We start from the raw sequence: 16,182 nt of genomic DNA on the forward strand, positions 1-16,182 counted from the left end.
AATAAGGCGTGCTGGCGTCTGGCGCCGCAAAACCCGAAATTGTGCGCTTGCAGCATGACAGCAGACAGACGGCCCGGCCTTGCCCCATCAATCAATGGGGTCGGACCGGGCGACGACAGGGCTTGGTCAATACGCGACGGTGAAACGAGCCTTGACGTGTTCGTTCCTGTCCAGGGCATCGATCAACGCCACGGCCAGGTCCTGAACCGAAATATCGCCGGGCTGGCCGTCGGCCTGCACCAAAGGTTCGTCCTTGCCCGTGCGATAGTGACCGGTACGGCCTCTGGACTGCGCATCGGAGCCGCCATGGAAACCCACGGCCGGGCTCAGCATGGTCCAGTCCAGGGCGGCTTCCTTTTGCAGCTCGGCAAACATGTCGCGCGCCGCCGAAGCGCCGGGCTTGATGAAGGCCGGAAAATCGGGCGAATCCACCAGTTGCTGGCCATTCACATACAGGCTGCCGGCTCCGCCCACGACCAGATAACGCTTGATGCCCGCGGCCTTGACTCCTTGCACGATGGCACGCGAGCCCTGCATGAAATCGTCATAGATATTGGGATTGCTCCAGCCTGCGTTATAGGCGCTGACCACCGCATCGCAGCCGGTCACGGCGCGCTGCACCTCGTCGGCCTTGAGCACATCGGCCTTGACGAACTGCACATGTTCGCGCGCGGCAGCGGCCTCGGGCTTGCGTACCAGGGCCACGACTTCGTGACCGCGACGCAGCAACTCATCCAGCAACCCGGCACCGACAAAACCCGTGGCGCCAATCAATGCGACTTTCATTGGAAAACTCCTTATATCTTCAACAGGGCTAAAGATTAATCGCCATTAATTGCGAGAAAAACCCCTTTCAGCCACCATGACCTTGAAGCAGCACTTCAAAATAGCCCCATGGAAGATTTCAGACGCATGGCCATTTTTGCCGCCGTGGTGGAGCGCGGCAGCATGAGCGCAGCCGCCCGCCAGCTCGACATGACGCCCTCGGCCGTCAGCCAGCATATCCGTCAGCTGGAACACGATGCTGGCCTGACGCTGCTGCACCGCTCCACGCGCCAGCTGACGCTGACCGATGCCGGCCAGCGCTTCTACATCCAGTGCGCTGCCATGTGCGAGGCCGCCAGCCGGGCACGCGCCGAACTGGCCGCCGAGCATCAGCGGCCCAGCGGCGAGCTGCGTCTGGCTGCTCCGGCCGGCTTTACCCAGCATGCGGCCCCGGCGCTGGGCCAGTGGCTGGCCATGCATCCTGAGCTGCGGTTGCGTCTGCTCATGGATGATGCACCCATAGATCTGATCCAGGCGCGCGTGGATCTGGCGCTGCGCTTCGGCAATCTGCAGGACTCCAGTTGGGTGGCCCGCCACCTGGGACGCAGCGCCACCGTGCTCTGCGCCTCGCCGCATTGGATCAAGGCACACGGCAGCACGCCTCGACACCCTAGCGAGCTGGCACAGCTGCCCTGGCTGGAAATGAGCCGCAGCGACGACGCCCAGGCCGATTTTCTATGGCGCCAGCAGGGCACGGCGCAGGAGTACCGGCTGCAGGTGCGGCCGCTCATGGTAAGCAACCATCGCAGCGCGGTGCAGCAGTTCTGTGAAGCAGGCCTGGGACTTGCATTGCTCTCGGCCCATGACGTGGCGGCAAGTCTGGAGACGGGCAGCCTGGTGCGCCTGCTGCCTGATTGGGATATGGGCATGCTGGATATCTGGGCCGTCACCGCCAGCCGCGACAGCCTGCCCGCCAAGGTGCGCGAGGCCATCGAGGTGCTGCGCCAGTATTTTGCGCAGCTAGAGGGCATGCAGAACTAGCGCAATCCTTTCGCATGCAACGCCCCAGCCAGCAGCCATCCATGCCTGCCCCCAAAGACCGAAAGCAAAAAAGCCTGCAAATGCGAGGCATCCGCAGGCTTTGCAAAACAGGCCACACCACATGGCCTGGTGCACTCAAGGCAATCAGTTCAGGTCGATAGGCGTCTTGTTGCCGTTCACATAGCGGCTCAGCGTATAGCTGGGGTTCTTCATCTCGCCATTCTTCTCGAACTGGATCTTGGAGGTCACACCCGAATAGTCGGACTTCTGCAGGAAGGGGATATAGACCTTGGGGTCCCATGAATTGGCACGCTTCATGGCGTCGGCCAGCAGCATGGTGCCGTCATAGAAGTAGGGGCTGTAGACCTGGAACTGGCCCGGATACTTGGCGTCATAGCGCTTCTTCCACTCCGTGCCGCCAGGCATCTTGGCAATGGAGGCTCCGCCATCGGCGCAGACCACGTTCTCCAGCGGCTTGGCTCCGGCAGCCACCTTGGCCAGCTCGGTCACGCAAATGCCGTCACCGCCAAACATCTTGACGTCGTTCATGCCCAGCTGGGCCATCTGACGCAGCATGGGGCCGGCCTGACCATACATGCCGCCGTAGAAGATGGCATCGGGTTTCTTGGCCTTGATGGAGGTCAGAATGGCCATGAAGTCCGTGGCCTTGTCGTTGGTGAACTCGTTGGCCACGATCTTGATGCCATGCTTTGCGGCATCCTTCTTGAACACATTGGCCAGGCCCTGGCCATAGGCCGTGCGGTCGTCGATCACGGCCACATTCTTGAGCTTGAGATTCTTGGCCGCATAGCTAGCCAGCGCCGCGCCCAGGGCGTTGTCGTTGGCAATCACGCGGTAGGTGGTGTTCCAGCCGGGTTTAGTCAGATCGGGATTGGTCGCAGCGCCCGTGATCATGGGAATGCCGCAGTCCTGGAACACCTTGGAAGAAGGAATCGCCACGCCGGAGTTCACAAAGGCCACCGCACCGGCCACCTTGTCATCGCACAGTTTTTGCGAAGCCGCCGTGCCCTGCTTGGGATCGGCCACATCGTCCTCGGCCACCAGCACGAACTTGACCTTCTTGCCTCCGATTTCCATGCCCTTGGCGTTCAGGTCCTCGATGGCCATGCGCACGCCGTTTTCATCGTCCTTGCCGAAGTGAGCCTGAGGGCCGGAGGTCGGGCCGATATGGCCGATCTTGATGATCTGCTCCTGGGCCATCACGCCCCCTGCCATACCTGCTACGACTGTCGCGATACACAACTTGCCAAAATTCTTCATTGCGCACTCCACTCGGTTGAGACAAGACGCAACCTTATGCCCCGCGACAGGCAATTGGCAATGAGGCAATCACATAGGTGCAGCGAGTGCTACACCGGCACAACAATCAGTGTTTTCAGGGATCGGCAAGCGCCCCGGGCTGTGCTGGAAAAAACCGCCGCAAGCCCTTGCTCGCGAAATGGCAGCAGCGCCAAAGAAAAACGCCCCAGACTGGGGCGTTTTTCATCAAGGCCCGCTGCTCAGGCAGCCTTGGCCTGCAGCAGAGCATCCACCTTGGCATGCTGGTCCAGCGTGCTCAGGCAGGCATGGGCCACTTCCACGCCCTTCTTCACGAAGTGCTGGCGGAAGAACTCCACATGATCACCATGCTCGTGAAAATCGCGCGGCGTCAGCACGGCGGAGAACACGGGCACTTCGGAGTCCATCTGCACGCGCATCAGGCCGTCGATCACGGCCGTGGTCACGAATTCATGGCGATAGATGCCGCCGTTGACGATCAGTGCCGTGGCGATTACTGCATCGAAACGACCGCTTTGCGCCAGCTTCTTGGCCAGCAGCGGGATTTCAAAGGCGCCGGGCACGCTGAAATGCGTGATATTGCCGGCCTGCACGCCCTGTGCCAGAAGTTCGGCCTGGGCGGCATCGCGGGCCTGATAGACCACTTCGGTGTGCCAGCTGGCGCTGATGATGGCAATGCGGCTGCGGCTGGCGACGGACTTCCAGGGCGTACCTTCGGAAGTCGCGTGAGTGGCAAAGTTCATGGAGATAGGGGTCTGATTCATGGTGGTATTTCCAGAAAATTCCAATGAATCAGGGCGTGCGCTGATACACCCGCCCATGCGGCAGCGATAGCTGCATCACGGACCGATGCTGCGCGATCTCTTTCATCCGGACTATGACCGTCGGCTCTGGCATCTCACCAGATCTGCTGACCCTGCTGGCTCTGGCGAGACTGCAGGCGCTCGCGGGCTGCTGCAGTCAATGCAAGGCATTGCCACAGATACCGCCGGTGGGGAATTGCACCCCGCCCTGAGAACGCTGCTTTGCGGCGAACCTGGATTCACCACAAGACGAAGTCATTCTAGCGACGCTTTGGCTGCGCTTTTGATAAAAGGGTCACTATGGCGTCAGTCTGAAAAATCAAGAAAAAACCACCCTTAACGCTCGTCCACAAAGCGAAACTAGCTCTCATTTGATGAGCATACAGCGTAGCGAAGTCAACCCGGAACAATTGCCGGACGTTAAGAGCACAGGGCATTGCGCCCACCCACACCTCACCAGACACGCCATGAAACCATCCCTGCAGGCATTGATGTCCACCTCCACGCGCTGGGCCAGCATGGGGGCTTTGGCCGTGCTGTGCACTGCCTGCGCGGTTCCCGGCGAGTACGACTCCGGCTATGGCGGCGGCTACGGTGGCAGCTATGGCTCCACCACCATCTACAGCCCGCAGCCCGCTTATCCGGCCTATCCCGCCTACCCTGTGTACCAGGGTCAGGACCGCAATGACTGGGCCTGGCGCGAGCGTGAGCGTCGTCAATGGGAGCGCCAGCGCGAGCTGGAACGTGATCGCGCCCAGAACATGCGCGATCGCGAACAATGGCAACGCCAGATGGAGCGCGACCGCGCTCAGCAGCAGCGCGACCGGGACCAGCAGCGCCGCGAATGGGATCGCCAGCAATCCCAGAATCGCCGCGATCAGGACCAGATGCGCCGCCAGCAGGAGCGCGAGCAGCAACAGCAATCGCAACAGCGCGAGCGTGACCGCATGCAGGCCGAACGCGATCGCCAGCAACAGGCCCGCGACCGCCAACAGCAAGACCGCGAACGTGAGCGCGATCAGCGCCAGCAGCAACGCCAGCGCGAAGGCCAGCAGCAAGGCTTTCCTCCTCGCGGTGACTGGCGCTGACCGGGCACTGTGGCACGGCACCGCTTCTGCTTTTCCTGCCGCCACTTCATAATTTGCAGGCACTCAAACGCCTTTGAAGGAGCGGTCATGCCAGAGCCCCTATCTCCCACTGTCATCATGCGCAAGCTGCCGCTGGGCTTGCTGCTGGGTTGGGCGCTGATCGCAGGCACGGCCCAGGCTCAGGTCATGCGCTGTGTCGATGCAAAGACCGGCGAGGTGACCTATACCAATGGCCGCTGCATCTCGGGCGAAATGAGCACGCAGATTCAGGCGGCGCAAAGCGCTGAGGAAATTGCGTCCGAGCGTGCCAATGCCAGCCAGGCACGGGAACGCAGCAAGGCCCAGATGGCGCGCGACGAAGCCCAGCGCCGCCAGCGTGAAGAGCAGGAGCGCAAGGAACGCGAGGCCGCCGAGAGAGCCCAGGCCCGGGCCGTAGCCAATCTGGAAAACACGGCCGCCTGCCGTCAGGCCCGCGAGCGCTACAACGCCATACTGGCCGAAGCCAGCCCCGACCCGGCCACCTGGGGAGAGCGCAGCCAGGCGGCCCAGGCCCAGATGGAGATGAACTGCCTGGGCGCAGCCGCCTACCAGCAACTGCAGCAAAGCCGGGCGCTGCAGCCCAATGCCATCAACCGCCCGCAGTGGGGCTACGGCTATCCCAACCGCTACCCGCCGGCACATCCCACGCCATCGCAGCCGCCCGCCAAGATCGTCAACTGCAATGTATTCCGCTGCTATGACAACCGAGGCGGCGTGCATCCGATACCGTAATCCCCCTGAGGCGCTGTGCGCCTTCCCCCAAGGGGCGACAGTTTCGCTGCGCGGCGGCACTTGGCGCTTGCTTGCTGCCCAATGCCTGGCCGCGCCAATTTTTGAGGGTCGTGCTCTTTGCCCTGCCTAGCTTTGCAGGCCCTCGGTCACCGTGGGGTAGCGCAGCCTGAGCCGCAATTCGCGCTTGAGCCGCTGATTCGACAGCCGCCGCGACTCGCTCATGAAACTCAGCAGACTCGCCGGCAATTCTGCCTGTGCCTGCTCGCGCGAAATGCGCGGCGGGCGGGCCAGGCCGTAGAGATCGGCCGCCAGATCGAAGTAATCCCCCATCTTCAGCTGCGTGTCGTCGCTGGCATGATAGATGCGCTGCGGCTTGCCGCGCCACAGCGCAAGCAGGCAGGCACGCGCCAGATCGTCGGCATGAATATGGTTGGTATAGACATCGTCCTCGGGCTTCAGCACGGCCGTGCCTCGCTGCAGCCGGGCGCGGGGCGTACCGCCCTCACGATCAGGTGCGTAGATGCCGGGAATGCGCAAGATGCTGGCCCGCAGGCCCGAGCGACCGGCAAAGCGCACGGCGAGTTCGGCATTCACACGGCGCTGCGCTCTGGCAGTCGTCGGCGCGACGGACCGGGTTTCGGCCACCCACTGCCCCTCGCAGTCGCCATAAACGCCCGAGGTCGATGCATAGACCAGGCTGCGCGGCAGACTGCGCAGGCGCAGTGCCCGCATGAGAGCCGTGGTGCGGGAGTCGAGCCACGAGCATTCATCCCCGGCGGCCGGTGCCTGAGGCGGCGCCAGGTGCAGCACCCGCGTCGCAATGCCTGCCAGCCTGCGCAGGCTGGCCGGATCATCCAGATCCCCCCACAAGGGCCTCACAGCCTGGGCATGCAGTTGCTCGGCCCGACCTGGGCTGCGGCTCACGGCCAGTACCTGAATTCCGTGCCTGCCACGGCCTGAAGCGACCAGCAATCGGGCCACGCGCTGACCCACATCGCCGTGGCCGACGATCAATAAGCGTTCACGACGAAAGCGCGCTGGCAGCGCGCCCAATGGGCTTTGGTTTGAAGGCAAAATCGGGACCTGCTGCGTACAAGATCTAAGGAGCCACTGGCGTTGCTGCGACAGCAGCAGCGCCGACAAAAAGGCTGCCGGATACGCCTTCAAGGATAACCAAAACGTCATGACCGAGATTGCCCACGCTTCGTTTGAAATTACCGTCCAGCCCAGCGGACGTGCTTTTGCCACTCAGGGCGCTGAAACCATTCTGGCCGCGGCCATTCGCACCGGCGTCGGCCTGCCCTATGGCTGCAAGGACGGTGCTTGCGGCTCCTGCAAGTGCAAGAAGCTCAGCGGCGAAGTCAGCCACGGCACGCACTCGGACAAGGCTCTGACAGCCGAAGAGGAAGCCGGCGGCTATGTGCTGACCTGCTGCGCCACGCCCCACAGCGATGTGGTGCTGGAGTCGCGCCAGGTCACGGACGCCAGCTCCTTCCCCATCAAGAAGATGCCCGTGCGCGTGGCCGCTCTCGAGAAGAAATCGCATGACGTGATGCAGGTGCGCCTGCAGCTGCCGGCCAGCGAGAAGTTCCGCTACCACGCAGGTCAGTATGTGGAGTTCATCCTGCGCGACGGTGCCCGCCGAGCCTACTCCATGGCCACCGCGCCCCACGTGCAGGAGACGGCACCCGGCATCGAGCTGCATATCCGTCACATGGAAGGCGGCAAGTTCACCGACCATGTCTTCGGCGGCATGAAGGAAAAGGAAATCCTGCGTGTGGAGGGCCCGTTCGGCAGCTTCTTCCTGCGCGAGGACTCGGACAAGCCCATCATCCTGCTCGCCTCGGGCACGGGCTTTGCCCCTATCAAGGCACTGATCGAGCATATGCGCCACAAGGGCATCAACCGCCCCGTCACGCTGTACTGGGGTGGCCGCCGCCCCACCGACCTGTATGACGCCAGCTGGATTGCCGAACACACGGCCGCCATGCCCCAATTCAGGTATGTGCCCGTGATCTCCGATGCCCTGGCCGAGGACGCCTGGACGGGCCGTACCGGTTTTGTCCACCAGGCCGTACTGGACGACTTTGCCGACCTGTCCGGCTACCAGGTCTATGCCTGCGGTGCTCCCATCGTCGTGGACTCGGCCCGCGCCGCTTATACCAGCGAACGCGCGCTGCCTGCCGAAGAGTTCTACGCCGACGCCTTTACCTCCGAAGCGGACAAGTAAGAACGCTGTTTTGCGCAAACCCCGATGCATTCTGTGCCGCATAAGGGTTTACGCGCAATTTTCTTGCACAAGTAACCGCCAGCTCCGGAGCTGCTGCAATTTTTTGCACAATAGAGCTCTATGAACCGTAGAAACAGCCTTCTCTCGGTCATGGCGGCCGTTGCTGCCTTGGCCTCTCCCCTCTCCCAGGCCCAAGAACCCATCCGTCTGATCGTGCCCTATGCGCCCGGTGGTCCGCTGGACATCACCTCCCGCGCGCTGGCAGAGCGGGTACGTGATTCTCTGGGCGTCGTCATCATCGACAACAAGGCCGGTGCCGGTGGCAACATTGGCGCCGACGCCATTGCCAAGGCCAAGCCCGACGGCCTGACCATAGGCCTGGCCGCCACGGCCACGCATGCCGTCAACCCCTGGCTCTATACCAAGATGCCTTATGACGCGGGCAAGGACTTTGCCGGCATCACCCAGATGGTGCGCGTGCCCAATGTGCTGGTGATGAATGCTGCCAAGGCCGAGCAACTCAAGATCCATAGCGTGGCCGATCTGATCACCTACGCCAAGGGCCATCCCGGCAAGCTCAACTACGGCAGCGGCGGCAATGGCTCCGCAGGCCATCTGGCCGGCGAGATGCTCAAGCAAAAGGCCGGCATCTTCGCCCTGCACGTACCCTACCGTGGCGCCAACCCCGCCCAGCTGGCCCTGCTGTCTGGCGAGGTGGACTTCAATATCGACAACCTGGCGGCGGCCGCGCCCAATATCAAGAGCGGCAAGCTGGTGGCACTGGCTGTGACTTCTCTCAATGCCTCGCCGCTGCTGCCCGGCGTGCCCGCGCTGTCCAAGAGCTACCCCGGTTTTGCCATCGACACCTGGTGGGGACTGGTTGCCCCGGCCGGCACCCCCAAGCCCGTGCTGGACAAGCTGAGCAAGGCCTTCAATGATGCCCTGCAAGCACCGGAAACCAAGACCCGCTTCAACGCACTGATGGCCGAACCCGTGGGCTCCACGCCCGCCGAATTCGACAAGTTCATGGCCTCCGAGCGCGCCAAATACCAGCCCATCGTCAAGGCCTCCGGCGCCAAGGTCGACTGACGAGTCCTGGCACTGATAAAAAAGCCCCGGTAGCCTGACGGCTCCGGGGCTTTTTTAGGTAGTTTCAGCCTCAATCGCTTGCCAGGCAGGCGTGAGAAGCTATCAAATCTGAACTACGCTGACTGCTCTATCCACCAGCCCCGGGCCAGGCTGCGCTCTATGCCCTGATCTGCCACTGCCTGCAGCTGTTCGGCACTCACGCAGCCAGGCGCAATTTCGGCCAGCGGCAGCAGCACAAAGGCACGCTGCCACATGCGCGGGTGGGGAAGGGTCAGCTCGGTAGCATCCGAGTGCCGGTCACCCCATAGCTCGATATCCAGATCCAGCGTGCGCGGTGCATTGCGGTAGGGACGCTCGCGTCCGGCCTGCAGCTCGATCGCCTGCAGCGCATGCAGCAGATCCAGCGGCTCCTGCCCGGTGCGCAGCAACGCCACCGCATTCAGATAGTCAGGCCCGGAAGAATCAATGGGTTTGCTGCTGTAGAGCGAGGACACGGCCAGCAGCTCGGTCCGGGCCAGCCCGGCCATCGCCGCCACGGCCCAGGACAGGGTCCGGCGTGCATCGCCGAGGTTTGCCCCAAGACCGACCGCAACCGTGTCGGCCGCCAACGCGGCCGGTTTATTCATTACCACCGGCTACAGGAGCAGCGCCAGCGGATGGTTTGCGGCGACGGCGGCGGCGCTTTTTGGGAGCGGCTGCATCGCCTTCTGCAGCCACCTGATCCAGCGGGCTCTCCTGATCGCCTTCGGCTTTCTTCTTGGCCACTCGGTGCACCTTGGGCGCCGTCTGTTGCTGGGCACGCTGGCGGGCGCGCTGCTCGTCGCGAGCCTGGGCAATCAGGTCATCTCGCTGGGCATCGTCGGCCTGCTGGAACTCCTGCCACCAGCTGGCCAGACTTTCCTCGACCTCGCCGATATCGGCACGCAGGCGCATGAAGTCAAAACCGGCTCGGAAGCGCGGCTGCGCCACCATGGAGTGCGGAGTGGCTCCGGTGCGCTTGTCAAAGCGCGGCTGCATGACCCAGATCTCGCGCATATCGGCAGCCAGCTTGCCCCGACCCGAGACATCGCCGATACGCTGATCGAACACCTCGTCGATCGACTCCTGCAGCGCAGGGAATGGGTGATAGCTCTTGGCCAGACGCTTTTCCCAGCCCTGCTTGACGTCCTGCCACAGCACGCAGGCCAGCAAGAAGCTGGGCGCCACGGGCTTGCCTTCGGCCACACGGCGGTCGGTATCCATCAGTGCGGCCTGCACGAAGGGATGGTCGGCACGCTCCATGACCACGTCCAGCAGCGGATAGATGCCGCGCGAGAGGCCCAGTTCCTTGAGCTGAGCCACCGAGGCCAGCGCGTGACCAGTCTGCAGCAGCTTGAGCATTTCGTCGAACAAGCGGCTTTGCGGTACTTCCTGCAGCAGCGGCTCGCACTCGACCAGGGGCTTGGCGGTCTTGGCTTCGAGCTTGAAGCCCTTGCCACTGAGCTTGGCGGCAAAGCGCACGGCACGAATGATGCGCACCGGGTCTTCGCGGTAGCGCGTGGCCGGATCGCCGATCATGCGCAGCACCTTCTTCTTGGCATCCGCAATGCCGCCGTGATAGTCGACCACGATCTGTGTCTCGGGGTCGTAGTACATGGCGTTGATGGTGAAGTCGCGGCGCGTGGCATCCTGGTCCTGCGGGCCCCAGACGTTGTCACGCAGCACGCGGCCGCTGGCATCCACGGCATGCTTCAGTCCTGCGAGCTGATTCTTGCTGGTACGTTCATTGCCGCTGACCTGCTCGGCCGCACTGTTGTCCAGAAAGGCCCGGAAGGTGGAAACCTCGATGACTTCGTTTTCCCGGCCGCGGCCATAGACCACATGCACGATGCGAAAACGCTTGCCGATGATGAAGGCGCGGCGAAACAGGTTCTTGACTTGCTCGGGCGTGGCATCGGTGGCCACGTCGAAGTCCTTGGGACGCAGGCCCAGCAGCAGGTCGCGCACGGCGCCGCCGACGATATAGGCCTCGTAGCCCGAGCGCTTGAGGGTCTGCACCACATCGATGGCGCGACGGTCCACCAGATTCGGGTCTATGCCATGCACCTGAACCGGCACTTCCTCACGCTTGCCGAACTTGGGCTTGCGCGAGCGGGGGGCTGCGGGCGCCTTGCCCAGCAGCTTGTCAATAATGGTCTTGATCATGGTGCTTCGCTAAATAGGTCCACGATGCGCCAGCCGCGTTCCTCGGCCAGGGCACGCAAGCGCGCATCGGGGTTGGTGGCCACCGGGTGATCCACTTTTTCAAGCAGGGGCACATCGTTCATGGAGTCGCTGTAGAAGGTCGCTTCCACATCCTCCCAGCGCAGGCCGCGCTGGGTCAGCCATTCGGTCATGCGCACGACCTTGCCCTCGCGCATATTGGGAATACCGTCAATCTCGCCCGTGAACCAGCCGCTGCCATCACGCACCAGCTCGGTCGCCAGCAGATGCTGCACGCCGAAGGCCTGGGCAATGGGGCGCGTCACAAACTCGTTGGTGGCCGAGGTGATGACCACGGTGTCGCCCGCATCCAGGTGCTGCTGCACCAGGGCCAGGGCGGCAGGCTTGATCGCCGGGCGAATCACCTCGTCCATGAAGCGCTGGTGCGCAGCCGTGGCTGCAGCCTCGCCGCGCTGGACCACGGCAGCCGTGGCAAAGCGCACATAGTCGGGAATGTTGAGACGGCCGGCCAGATAGTCGTCAAAAAAGGCGTCGTTCTGGCGCCCGAACTCCTCGCGGTCGCACCAGCCGATGGCAATGGAGAACTCGCCCCAGCCATGGTCGGAGTCCAGCGGCAGCAGCGTATGGTCCAGGTCAAACAGGGCCAGCCTGGGCTTGATAGCCAATTCAGAAGTCGACATGCAAATCCAACAAAAAGTGCTGTGGCATGGCCAAAGCAGAAAGCGTGAGCAGAGGCCTCACTCGGTTTCCAGCATGGTCTTGAGCAGCGGGATGGTGATGGCGCGCTTGTTGCGCAGGGCAAAACCGTCCAGCATGTCCAGCAGCTGCATCAGCGAGCCCAGATCGCGCGAAAAGCGCCTGAGCATGTAATCCATCACTTCGTCGCTCAGAAACACGCCACGGGCATCGGCTTCCTGACGCAGCACGGCACGCCGTGCCGACTCGTCGAGCAGATGCAGCTGATAGACATGACCCCAGCCAAGGCGGGTGCGCAAGTCCTCGCGCATCTTGAGATCGGCGACTGGCAGCTGGCCTGCAGCCAGCACCCAGCGCGGCAGGCCGGTGGCAGGGCTGGTGGCATTCACAAACCAGTTGAAGGCACGCGCCTGCTGGAACGGGGTGTAGATGTCCACATCGTCCATGAGCACGGCGGCCCAGCGTTCGTCGAACTCGGGCGGGAACGGCGTGGATGCATCCATCCAGCCCACCATGGCTCCTTGCTCGCGCAGGGCTTCACGCACCGCCTTGAGCAAATGACTCTTGCCGGACCCGGCCTCTCCCCAGAGATAGGTGGGCACCGGCGTGCGCGACTGCTGCAGCTGGCCATCGCCCACCCAGTGACGCAGGTGATCGATCAACGCAGCATTGGGGCCGACAAAGAAACGCGCGAGCGTCGGGCCGGGCGCCATGCTGATATCCAGAGCCAGCTGCTTCATCTGCGACATACGCGCAGCGCCCCCTTTCCTGGGCACTCAACAGCCCATGCGGCGAAATCTGGCAGGAGATTCATCAGCATCAATGGTGGAAGAAACAAAGGCCCGGACGCGCACTTAGATCAGGCCCTGCAATATGCCCTAGCGTGATCACTCGGTAACAAAAGCACCAATTTTAGTCTGCACTCGCAGCCCCCGAGCGGCTTCGGGCTGATTTTGCCTACTGCCGTTGTTGTAGTCAGGCCATGAATGCTCCAGCAAAACCCTTTGACGCATGTCCGGGCGCCCCCGCTGCACGGGCAAGCGCCGTAGAATCCCGGGGTTTCCGCCCAGCAGGGCGCCCCCGCACCGGATCCATCGATGAGCTCTTCCGCATCCTCCTCTACCCCCATTTCCTACAAAGACGCCGGTGTTGACATCGACGCAGGCGACGCCCTGGTCGAACGCATCAAGCCCCTGGCCAAGAAAACCATGCGCGAAGGCGTGATGGCCGGCATCGGCGGCTTCGGCGCCCTGTTCGAAGTGCCCAAGCGCTACAAGGAACCCGTTCTGGTGTCCGGCACCGACGGCGTGGGCACCAAGCTCAAGCTGGCCTTCGAGTGGAATATGCACGACACCGTGGGCATCGACCTGGTGGCCATGAGCGTGAACGATGTGCTGGTGCAGGGTGCCGAGCCTCTGTTCTTCCTCGACTACTTCGCCTGCGGCAAGCTGCATGTGGACACGGCAGCTGCCGTGGTGGGCGGTATTGCCAAGGGTTGCGAGCTGTCCGGCTGCGCGCTGATCGGCGGTGAAACCGCCGAGATGCCCGGCATGTACCCCGATGGCGAATACGATCTGGCCGGCTTTGCCGTCGGCGCGGTCGAAAAGTCCAAGATCCTCAGCGGTCAGAACGTCAAGCCCGGCGATGTGGTGCTGGGCCTGGCTTCCCACGGCGTGCACTCCAACGGTTTCTCGCTGGTACGCAAGTGCATCGAGCGCGCCGAAGCCCAGGGCAGCGTGCCCGAGACCCTGGACGGCAAGCCCTTCAAGGCCGCCATCATGGAGCCCACCCGTCTGTATGTGAAGAATGTGCTGGCCGCACTGGACAAGCACCCCATCAAGGCCCTGGCCCACATCACCGGCGGCGGCCTGCTGGAGAACATTCCCCGCGTGCTGCCCGAAGGCACCGCGGCCCATCTGAAGGCCGGCAGCTGGCCCCAGACCGAGCTGTTCGCCTGGCTGCAAAAGACTGCCGGCATTGACGATATCGAGATGAACCGCACGTTCAACAACGGTATCGGCATGGTGGTCGTGGTGGCCGCTGAAGACGCAGAAGCCACGGCAGCCACACTGGCCGAGCTGGGCGAGAAGGTCTACAGCATCGGCGCCATCACGGAAATCGGCTCCGGCAAGCCCGTTGAAGTTCGCTGAGCAGGTCTTCATCACAGCCCCTCTACCCCGAGCCTGAATGACGCAGCATTTGCCCGCCCCCATCACTACGCAACCGGGCCCTTCGCCCAAGGTCATACTGGCCAGTTACATATTGATGGGAGCAGCATTGCTGCTCGTCATGCATCAGGGAATACTCCCCGGCCTGCTGTGTGTGTGCGTAGGCTTCATGCTTACCCGCTCGCTTTCGCGCCTGCTGTCACGCGCCAACCCTCGCGCCTTTGCCAGCAACCAGCTGCCACGCTGGGCCCAGGTGGTTGCCACCACCATCGTGATTCTGGCGCCACTGGCCCTGCTCAGCGGCGCCCTCTCCCAGACCCGGACCTATATCACCGAAGCCCCCGCCCAGTACAAGGAACTACTGGACTATCTGGCGGCCACGGTGCTGGAGCTGCGAGAGAAACTGCCCTCGGACATTGCCGATCAGCTGCCTGACGGTGCCCAGGAAATTCAAAGCAAGCTGGCCGGCTATCTGGCCGCCAAGGCCGGTGTGCTGGCCACTGCAGGCAGGGCCTGGCTCACTGGCTTGCTCTATGCCTATGTGGGCCTGATCATCGGCGCGCTGGCAGCCGTTCGCCCCATCGCCACGCGTCACCCGCCGCTGGTGCAGGCCCTGCAGCAGCGCATCGGTCACTTTGCCCTGGCCTTCAAGCAGATCGTGGCCGCCCAGTTCTGGATTGCGGCCTTCAACACGCTGCTGACGTCCATCTTCCTGTTGGCCATATTGCCGATCTGGAAGCTGCAACTGCCTTACACCCCCGCGCTGATCACGCTGACTTTTATCGCCGGGCTGATCCCCATCGTCGGCAACTTGCTGTGCAATGCCGTGCTGACGCTGGTCGGCCTGTCCGTATCGCCCATAGCTGCTGCTGCCTGCCTGGGCTTCCTGATCCTGATTCACAAGGCTGAATACGTGATCAACGCCAAGGTGGTGGGAACACGCACGCATATGGGCGTATGGGAGCTGCTGGCCGTGATGTTTGTGGCCGAGTCCGTCTTCGGCCCAGCAGGCCTGGTGGCAGCGCCGCTGTTCTATGCCTATCTCAAGAAAGAGCTGGAAGCCGCACAACTGGTGTAAGCAAGCTGCTTGCCACCAAGGCGCTCAACCCGCGCGGCGCAGCCGGGCAATGGTTTTGGCGATGTAATCGGCCTCCTGCCCTTGTGCGGCAGGCGCATAACGCTCCAGATCCGATAGCGCTCTTTCAATCACTCCCCATTGGGCATACGCCATGCCGCGGTCCCGGAACAGCTCCTCGCGGCCAGGCTGCAGCAGGATCAGGCGATTGAGCACGGCCACCAGCATGGGCCAGTCTTTCTGGACCTGATGAATCTCCTGCAGATTGCGCAGCATGCGCGCCACGACATCTCGCGGATGAGCGGCCTGCAGATACAGCCCCAGCGGCGGCGCATCATCGGGTGAAATGCCGGCCTGATCGAGAAACGGCTGCAGGCGCTCCGCCAAGGCACTTGCGGAGTAGGAGTCGCCTGTCAACGGATCCTGCACCACCTGCCCCTGCGGCAGCATGACCTTGACCAGAAAATGCCCTGGAAAGCCTATGCCCTCCACCGTCAGACCGATGCCGGCAGCCAGCTCCAGCCAGACCAGTGCCACGCTGATGGGAATGCCGCGCCTTGTCTGCAGCACATGGTGGATATAGCTGTTGGCAGGGTCGTAATAGTTGTTGAGGTTGCCGGCAAAGCCCAGCTCGCCATAGAAGAACTTGTTGAGCGCACCGAGCTTGCGCAAACCGTCCTCCTCGCCGGCCAGACGCTGCACCAAACGCACTTGCAGCCTGTCCAGCTCGGCCAGCACGGCCTGCAGGTCAAGATCAGGTTCGGCATCCTGAGCAATGCTGATGGCGGCTTCCATCAAGGCAAAGTTTTCATCACTCTGCACCAAAGACGCAAAATACTGCAGGGCCGTGGGGTACTCGTCTATCGTCCAGCTCATAGGCTGATTTGTAAGCCGCCTTGGCAGGTCATGCAAGCGAAATCCCCTTGATACGCCTGTAAAACCTGCACTGACCGCT

Annotated in this window: 16 protein-coding genes and 1 riboswitch; of the genes, 7 read left to right on the forward strand and 9 right to left on the reverse strand. The window is 62.9% G+C overall.

The annotated features are described in order from the left end of the window. Positions 1-126: 126 nt before the first annotated feature. Positions 127-786 carry an NAD(P)-dependent oxidoreductase gene (locus CSE6_RS15705; RefSeq protein ID WP_034353514.1) on the reverse strand — a complete coding sequence of 220 codons (660 nt, stop codon included), beginning with the start codon at positions 784-786 and terminating at the stop codon, positions 127-129. Between the two features lie 108 nt (positions 787-894). Here CSE6_RS15705 and CSE6_RS15710 point away from each other — a divergent pair, with 108 nt between their 5' ends. After that, a complete protein-coding gene (locus CSE6_RS15710; RefSeq protein ID WP_034409539.1) occupies positions 895-1,806 on the forward strand; it encodes a LysR family transcriptional regulator in 912 nt (303 codons plus the stop codon). Positions 1,807-1,950: 144 nt separating this feature from the next. On the opposite strand, the gene CSE6_RS15715 is transcribed toward CSE6_RS15710, so the two are convergent. After that, positions 1,951-3,087, reverse strand: a complete 1,137-nt coding sequence (locus CSE6_RS15715) for a branched-chain amino acid ABC transporter substrate-binding protein (protein WP_034353520.1) — start codon at positions 3,085-3,087, stop codon at positions 1,951-1,953. Positions 3,088-3,326: 239 nt separating this feature from the next. Then, positions 3,327-3,869 (reverse strand): 6,7-dimethyl-8-ribityllumazine synthase, encoded by a 543-nt coding sequence (locus CSE6_RS15720; protein WP_034409542.1) that lies wholly within the window; start codon positions 3,867-3,869, stop codon positions 3,327-3,329. A 90-nt stretch (positions 3,870-3,959) separates the two neighbouring features. After that, a riboswitch (FMN riboswitch) is annotated at positions 3,960-4,128 on the reverse strand. A gap of 247 nt (positions 4,129-4,375) precedes the next feature. Here CSE6_RS15720 and CSE6_RS15725 point away from each other — a divergent pair. Next, positions 4,376-4,996, forward strand: a complete 621-nt coding sequence (locus tag CSE6_RS15725; protein WP_034353526.1) for a hypothetical protein — start codon at positions 4,376-4,378, stop codon at positions 4,994-4,996. Between the two features lie 87 nt (positions 4,997-5,083). Further along, a complete protein-coding gene (locus tag CSE6_RS15730) occupies positions 5,084-5,767 on the forward strand; it encodes a DUF4124 domain-containing protein (RefSeq protein ID WP_034380436.1) in 684 nt (227 codons plus the stop codon). A 126-nt stretch (positions 5,768-5,893) separates the two neighbouring features. Here the strand turns inward: CSE6_RS15730 and CSE6_RS15735 are convergent, their stop codons facing one another. Continuing rightward, positions 5,894-6,841, reverse strand: coding sequence for an SDR family oxidoreductase (locus tag CSE6_RS15735; RefSeq protein WP_034409545.1), 948 nt, complete (start codon positions 6,839-6,841; stop codon positions 5,894-5,896). A 109-nt stretch (positions 6,842-6,950) separates the two neighbouring features. Between CSE6_RS15735 and CSE6_RS15740 the strand changes: the two genes are divergently transcribed. Together CSE6_RS15740 and CSE6_RS15745 are read left to right on the forward strand one after the other, a co-directional pair. Beyond that, positions 6,951-7,997 (forward strand): CDP-6-deoxy-delta-3,4-glucoseen reductase, encoded by a 1,047-nt coding sequence (locus CSE6_RS15740; protein WP_012839448.1) that lies wholly within the window; start codon positions 6,951-6,953, stop codon positions 7,995-7,997. 120 nt (positions 7,998-8,117) lie between these two features. Beyond that, positions 8,118-9,086, forward strand: coding sequence for a tripartite tricarboxylate transporter substrate binding protein (locus tag CSE6_RS15745; protein WP_059440939.1), 969 nt, complete (start codon positions 8,118-8,120; stop codon positions 9,084-9,086). Positions 9,087-9,199: 113 nt separating this feature from the next. On the opposite strand, the gene folK is transcribed toward CSE6_RS15745, so the two are convergent. Genes folK through hda form a run of 4 tightly spaced genes read right to left on the reverse strand, consistent with a single transcriptional unit; the run spans position 9,200 to position 12,724 of the window. After that, the gene (gene folK, locus CSE6_RS15750) at positions 9,200-9,712 is read right to left on the reverse strand and encodes a 2-amino-4-hydroxy-6-hydroxymethyldihydropteridine diphosphokinase (protein WP_034409546.1); all 513 of its coding nucleotides are present in this window, start codon (positions 9,710-9,712) and stop codon (positions 9,200-9,202) included. After that, a complete protein-coding gene (pcnB, locus tag CSE6_RS15755; protein WP_034409548.1) occupies positions 9,705-11,270 on the reverse strand; it encodes a polynucleotide adenylyltransferase PcnB in 1,566 nt (521 codons plus the stop codon). The genes folK and pcnB overlap by 8 nt, the downstream gene beginning before the upstream one ends. Next, positions 11,267-11,968: an HAD family phosphatase gene (locus CSE6_RS15760; RefSeq protein ID WP_012839452.1), complete on the reverse strand. Its 702-nt coding sequence runs from the start codon at positions 11,966-11,968 to the stop codon at positions 11,267-11,269. The genes pcnB and CSE6_RS15760 overlap by 4 nt, the downstream gene beginning before the upstream one ends. A gap of 57 nt (positions 11,969-12,025) precedes the next feature. Next, complete coding sequence (gene hda / locus CSE6_RS15765; RefSeq protein ID WP_003070849.1) at positions 12,026-12,724, reverse strand: DnaA regulatory inactivator Hda; 699 nt, start codon at positions 12,722-12,724, stop codon at positions 12,026-12,028. Positions 12,725-13,081: 357 nt separating this feature from the next. Here hda and purM point away from each other — a divergent pair, with 357 nt between their 5' ends. Next, complete coding sequence (purM, locus tag CSE6_RS15770) at positions 13,082-14,134, forward strand: phosphoribosylformylglycinamidine cyclo-ligase (RefSeq protein ID WP_034380447.1); 1,053 nt, start codon at positions 13,082-13,084, stop codon at positions 14,132-14,134. A 37-nt stretch (positions 14,135-14,171) separates the two neighbouring features. Beyond that, a complete protein-coding gene (locus CSE6_RS15775; protein ID WP_034353554.1) occupies positions 14,172-15,230 on the forward strand; it encodes an AI-2E family transporter in 1,059 nt (352 codons plus the stop codon). 24 nt (positions 15,231-15,254) lie between these two features. Here the strand turns inward: CSE6_RS15775 and CSE6_RS15780 are convergent, their stop codons facing one another. Continuing rightward, a complete protein-coding gene (locus CSE6_RS15780; protein WP_003070846.1) occupies positions 15,255-16,103 on the reverse strand; it encodes a SirB1 family protein in 849 nt (282 codons plus the stop codon). Between the last annotated feature and the right edge of the window lie 79 nt (positions 16,104-16,182).

This window comes from Comamonas sp. E6, from assembly GCF_001010305.1.
Taxonomy (GTDB): Bacteria; Pseudomonadota; Gammaproteobacteria; order Burkholderiales; family Burkholderiaceae_C; genus Comamonas; species Comamonas thiooxydans.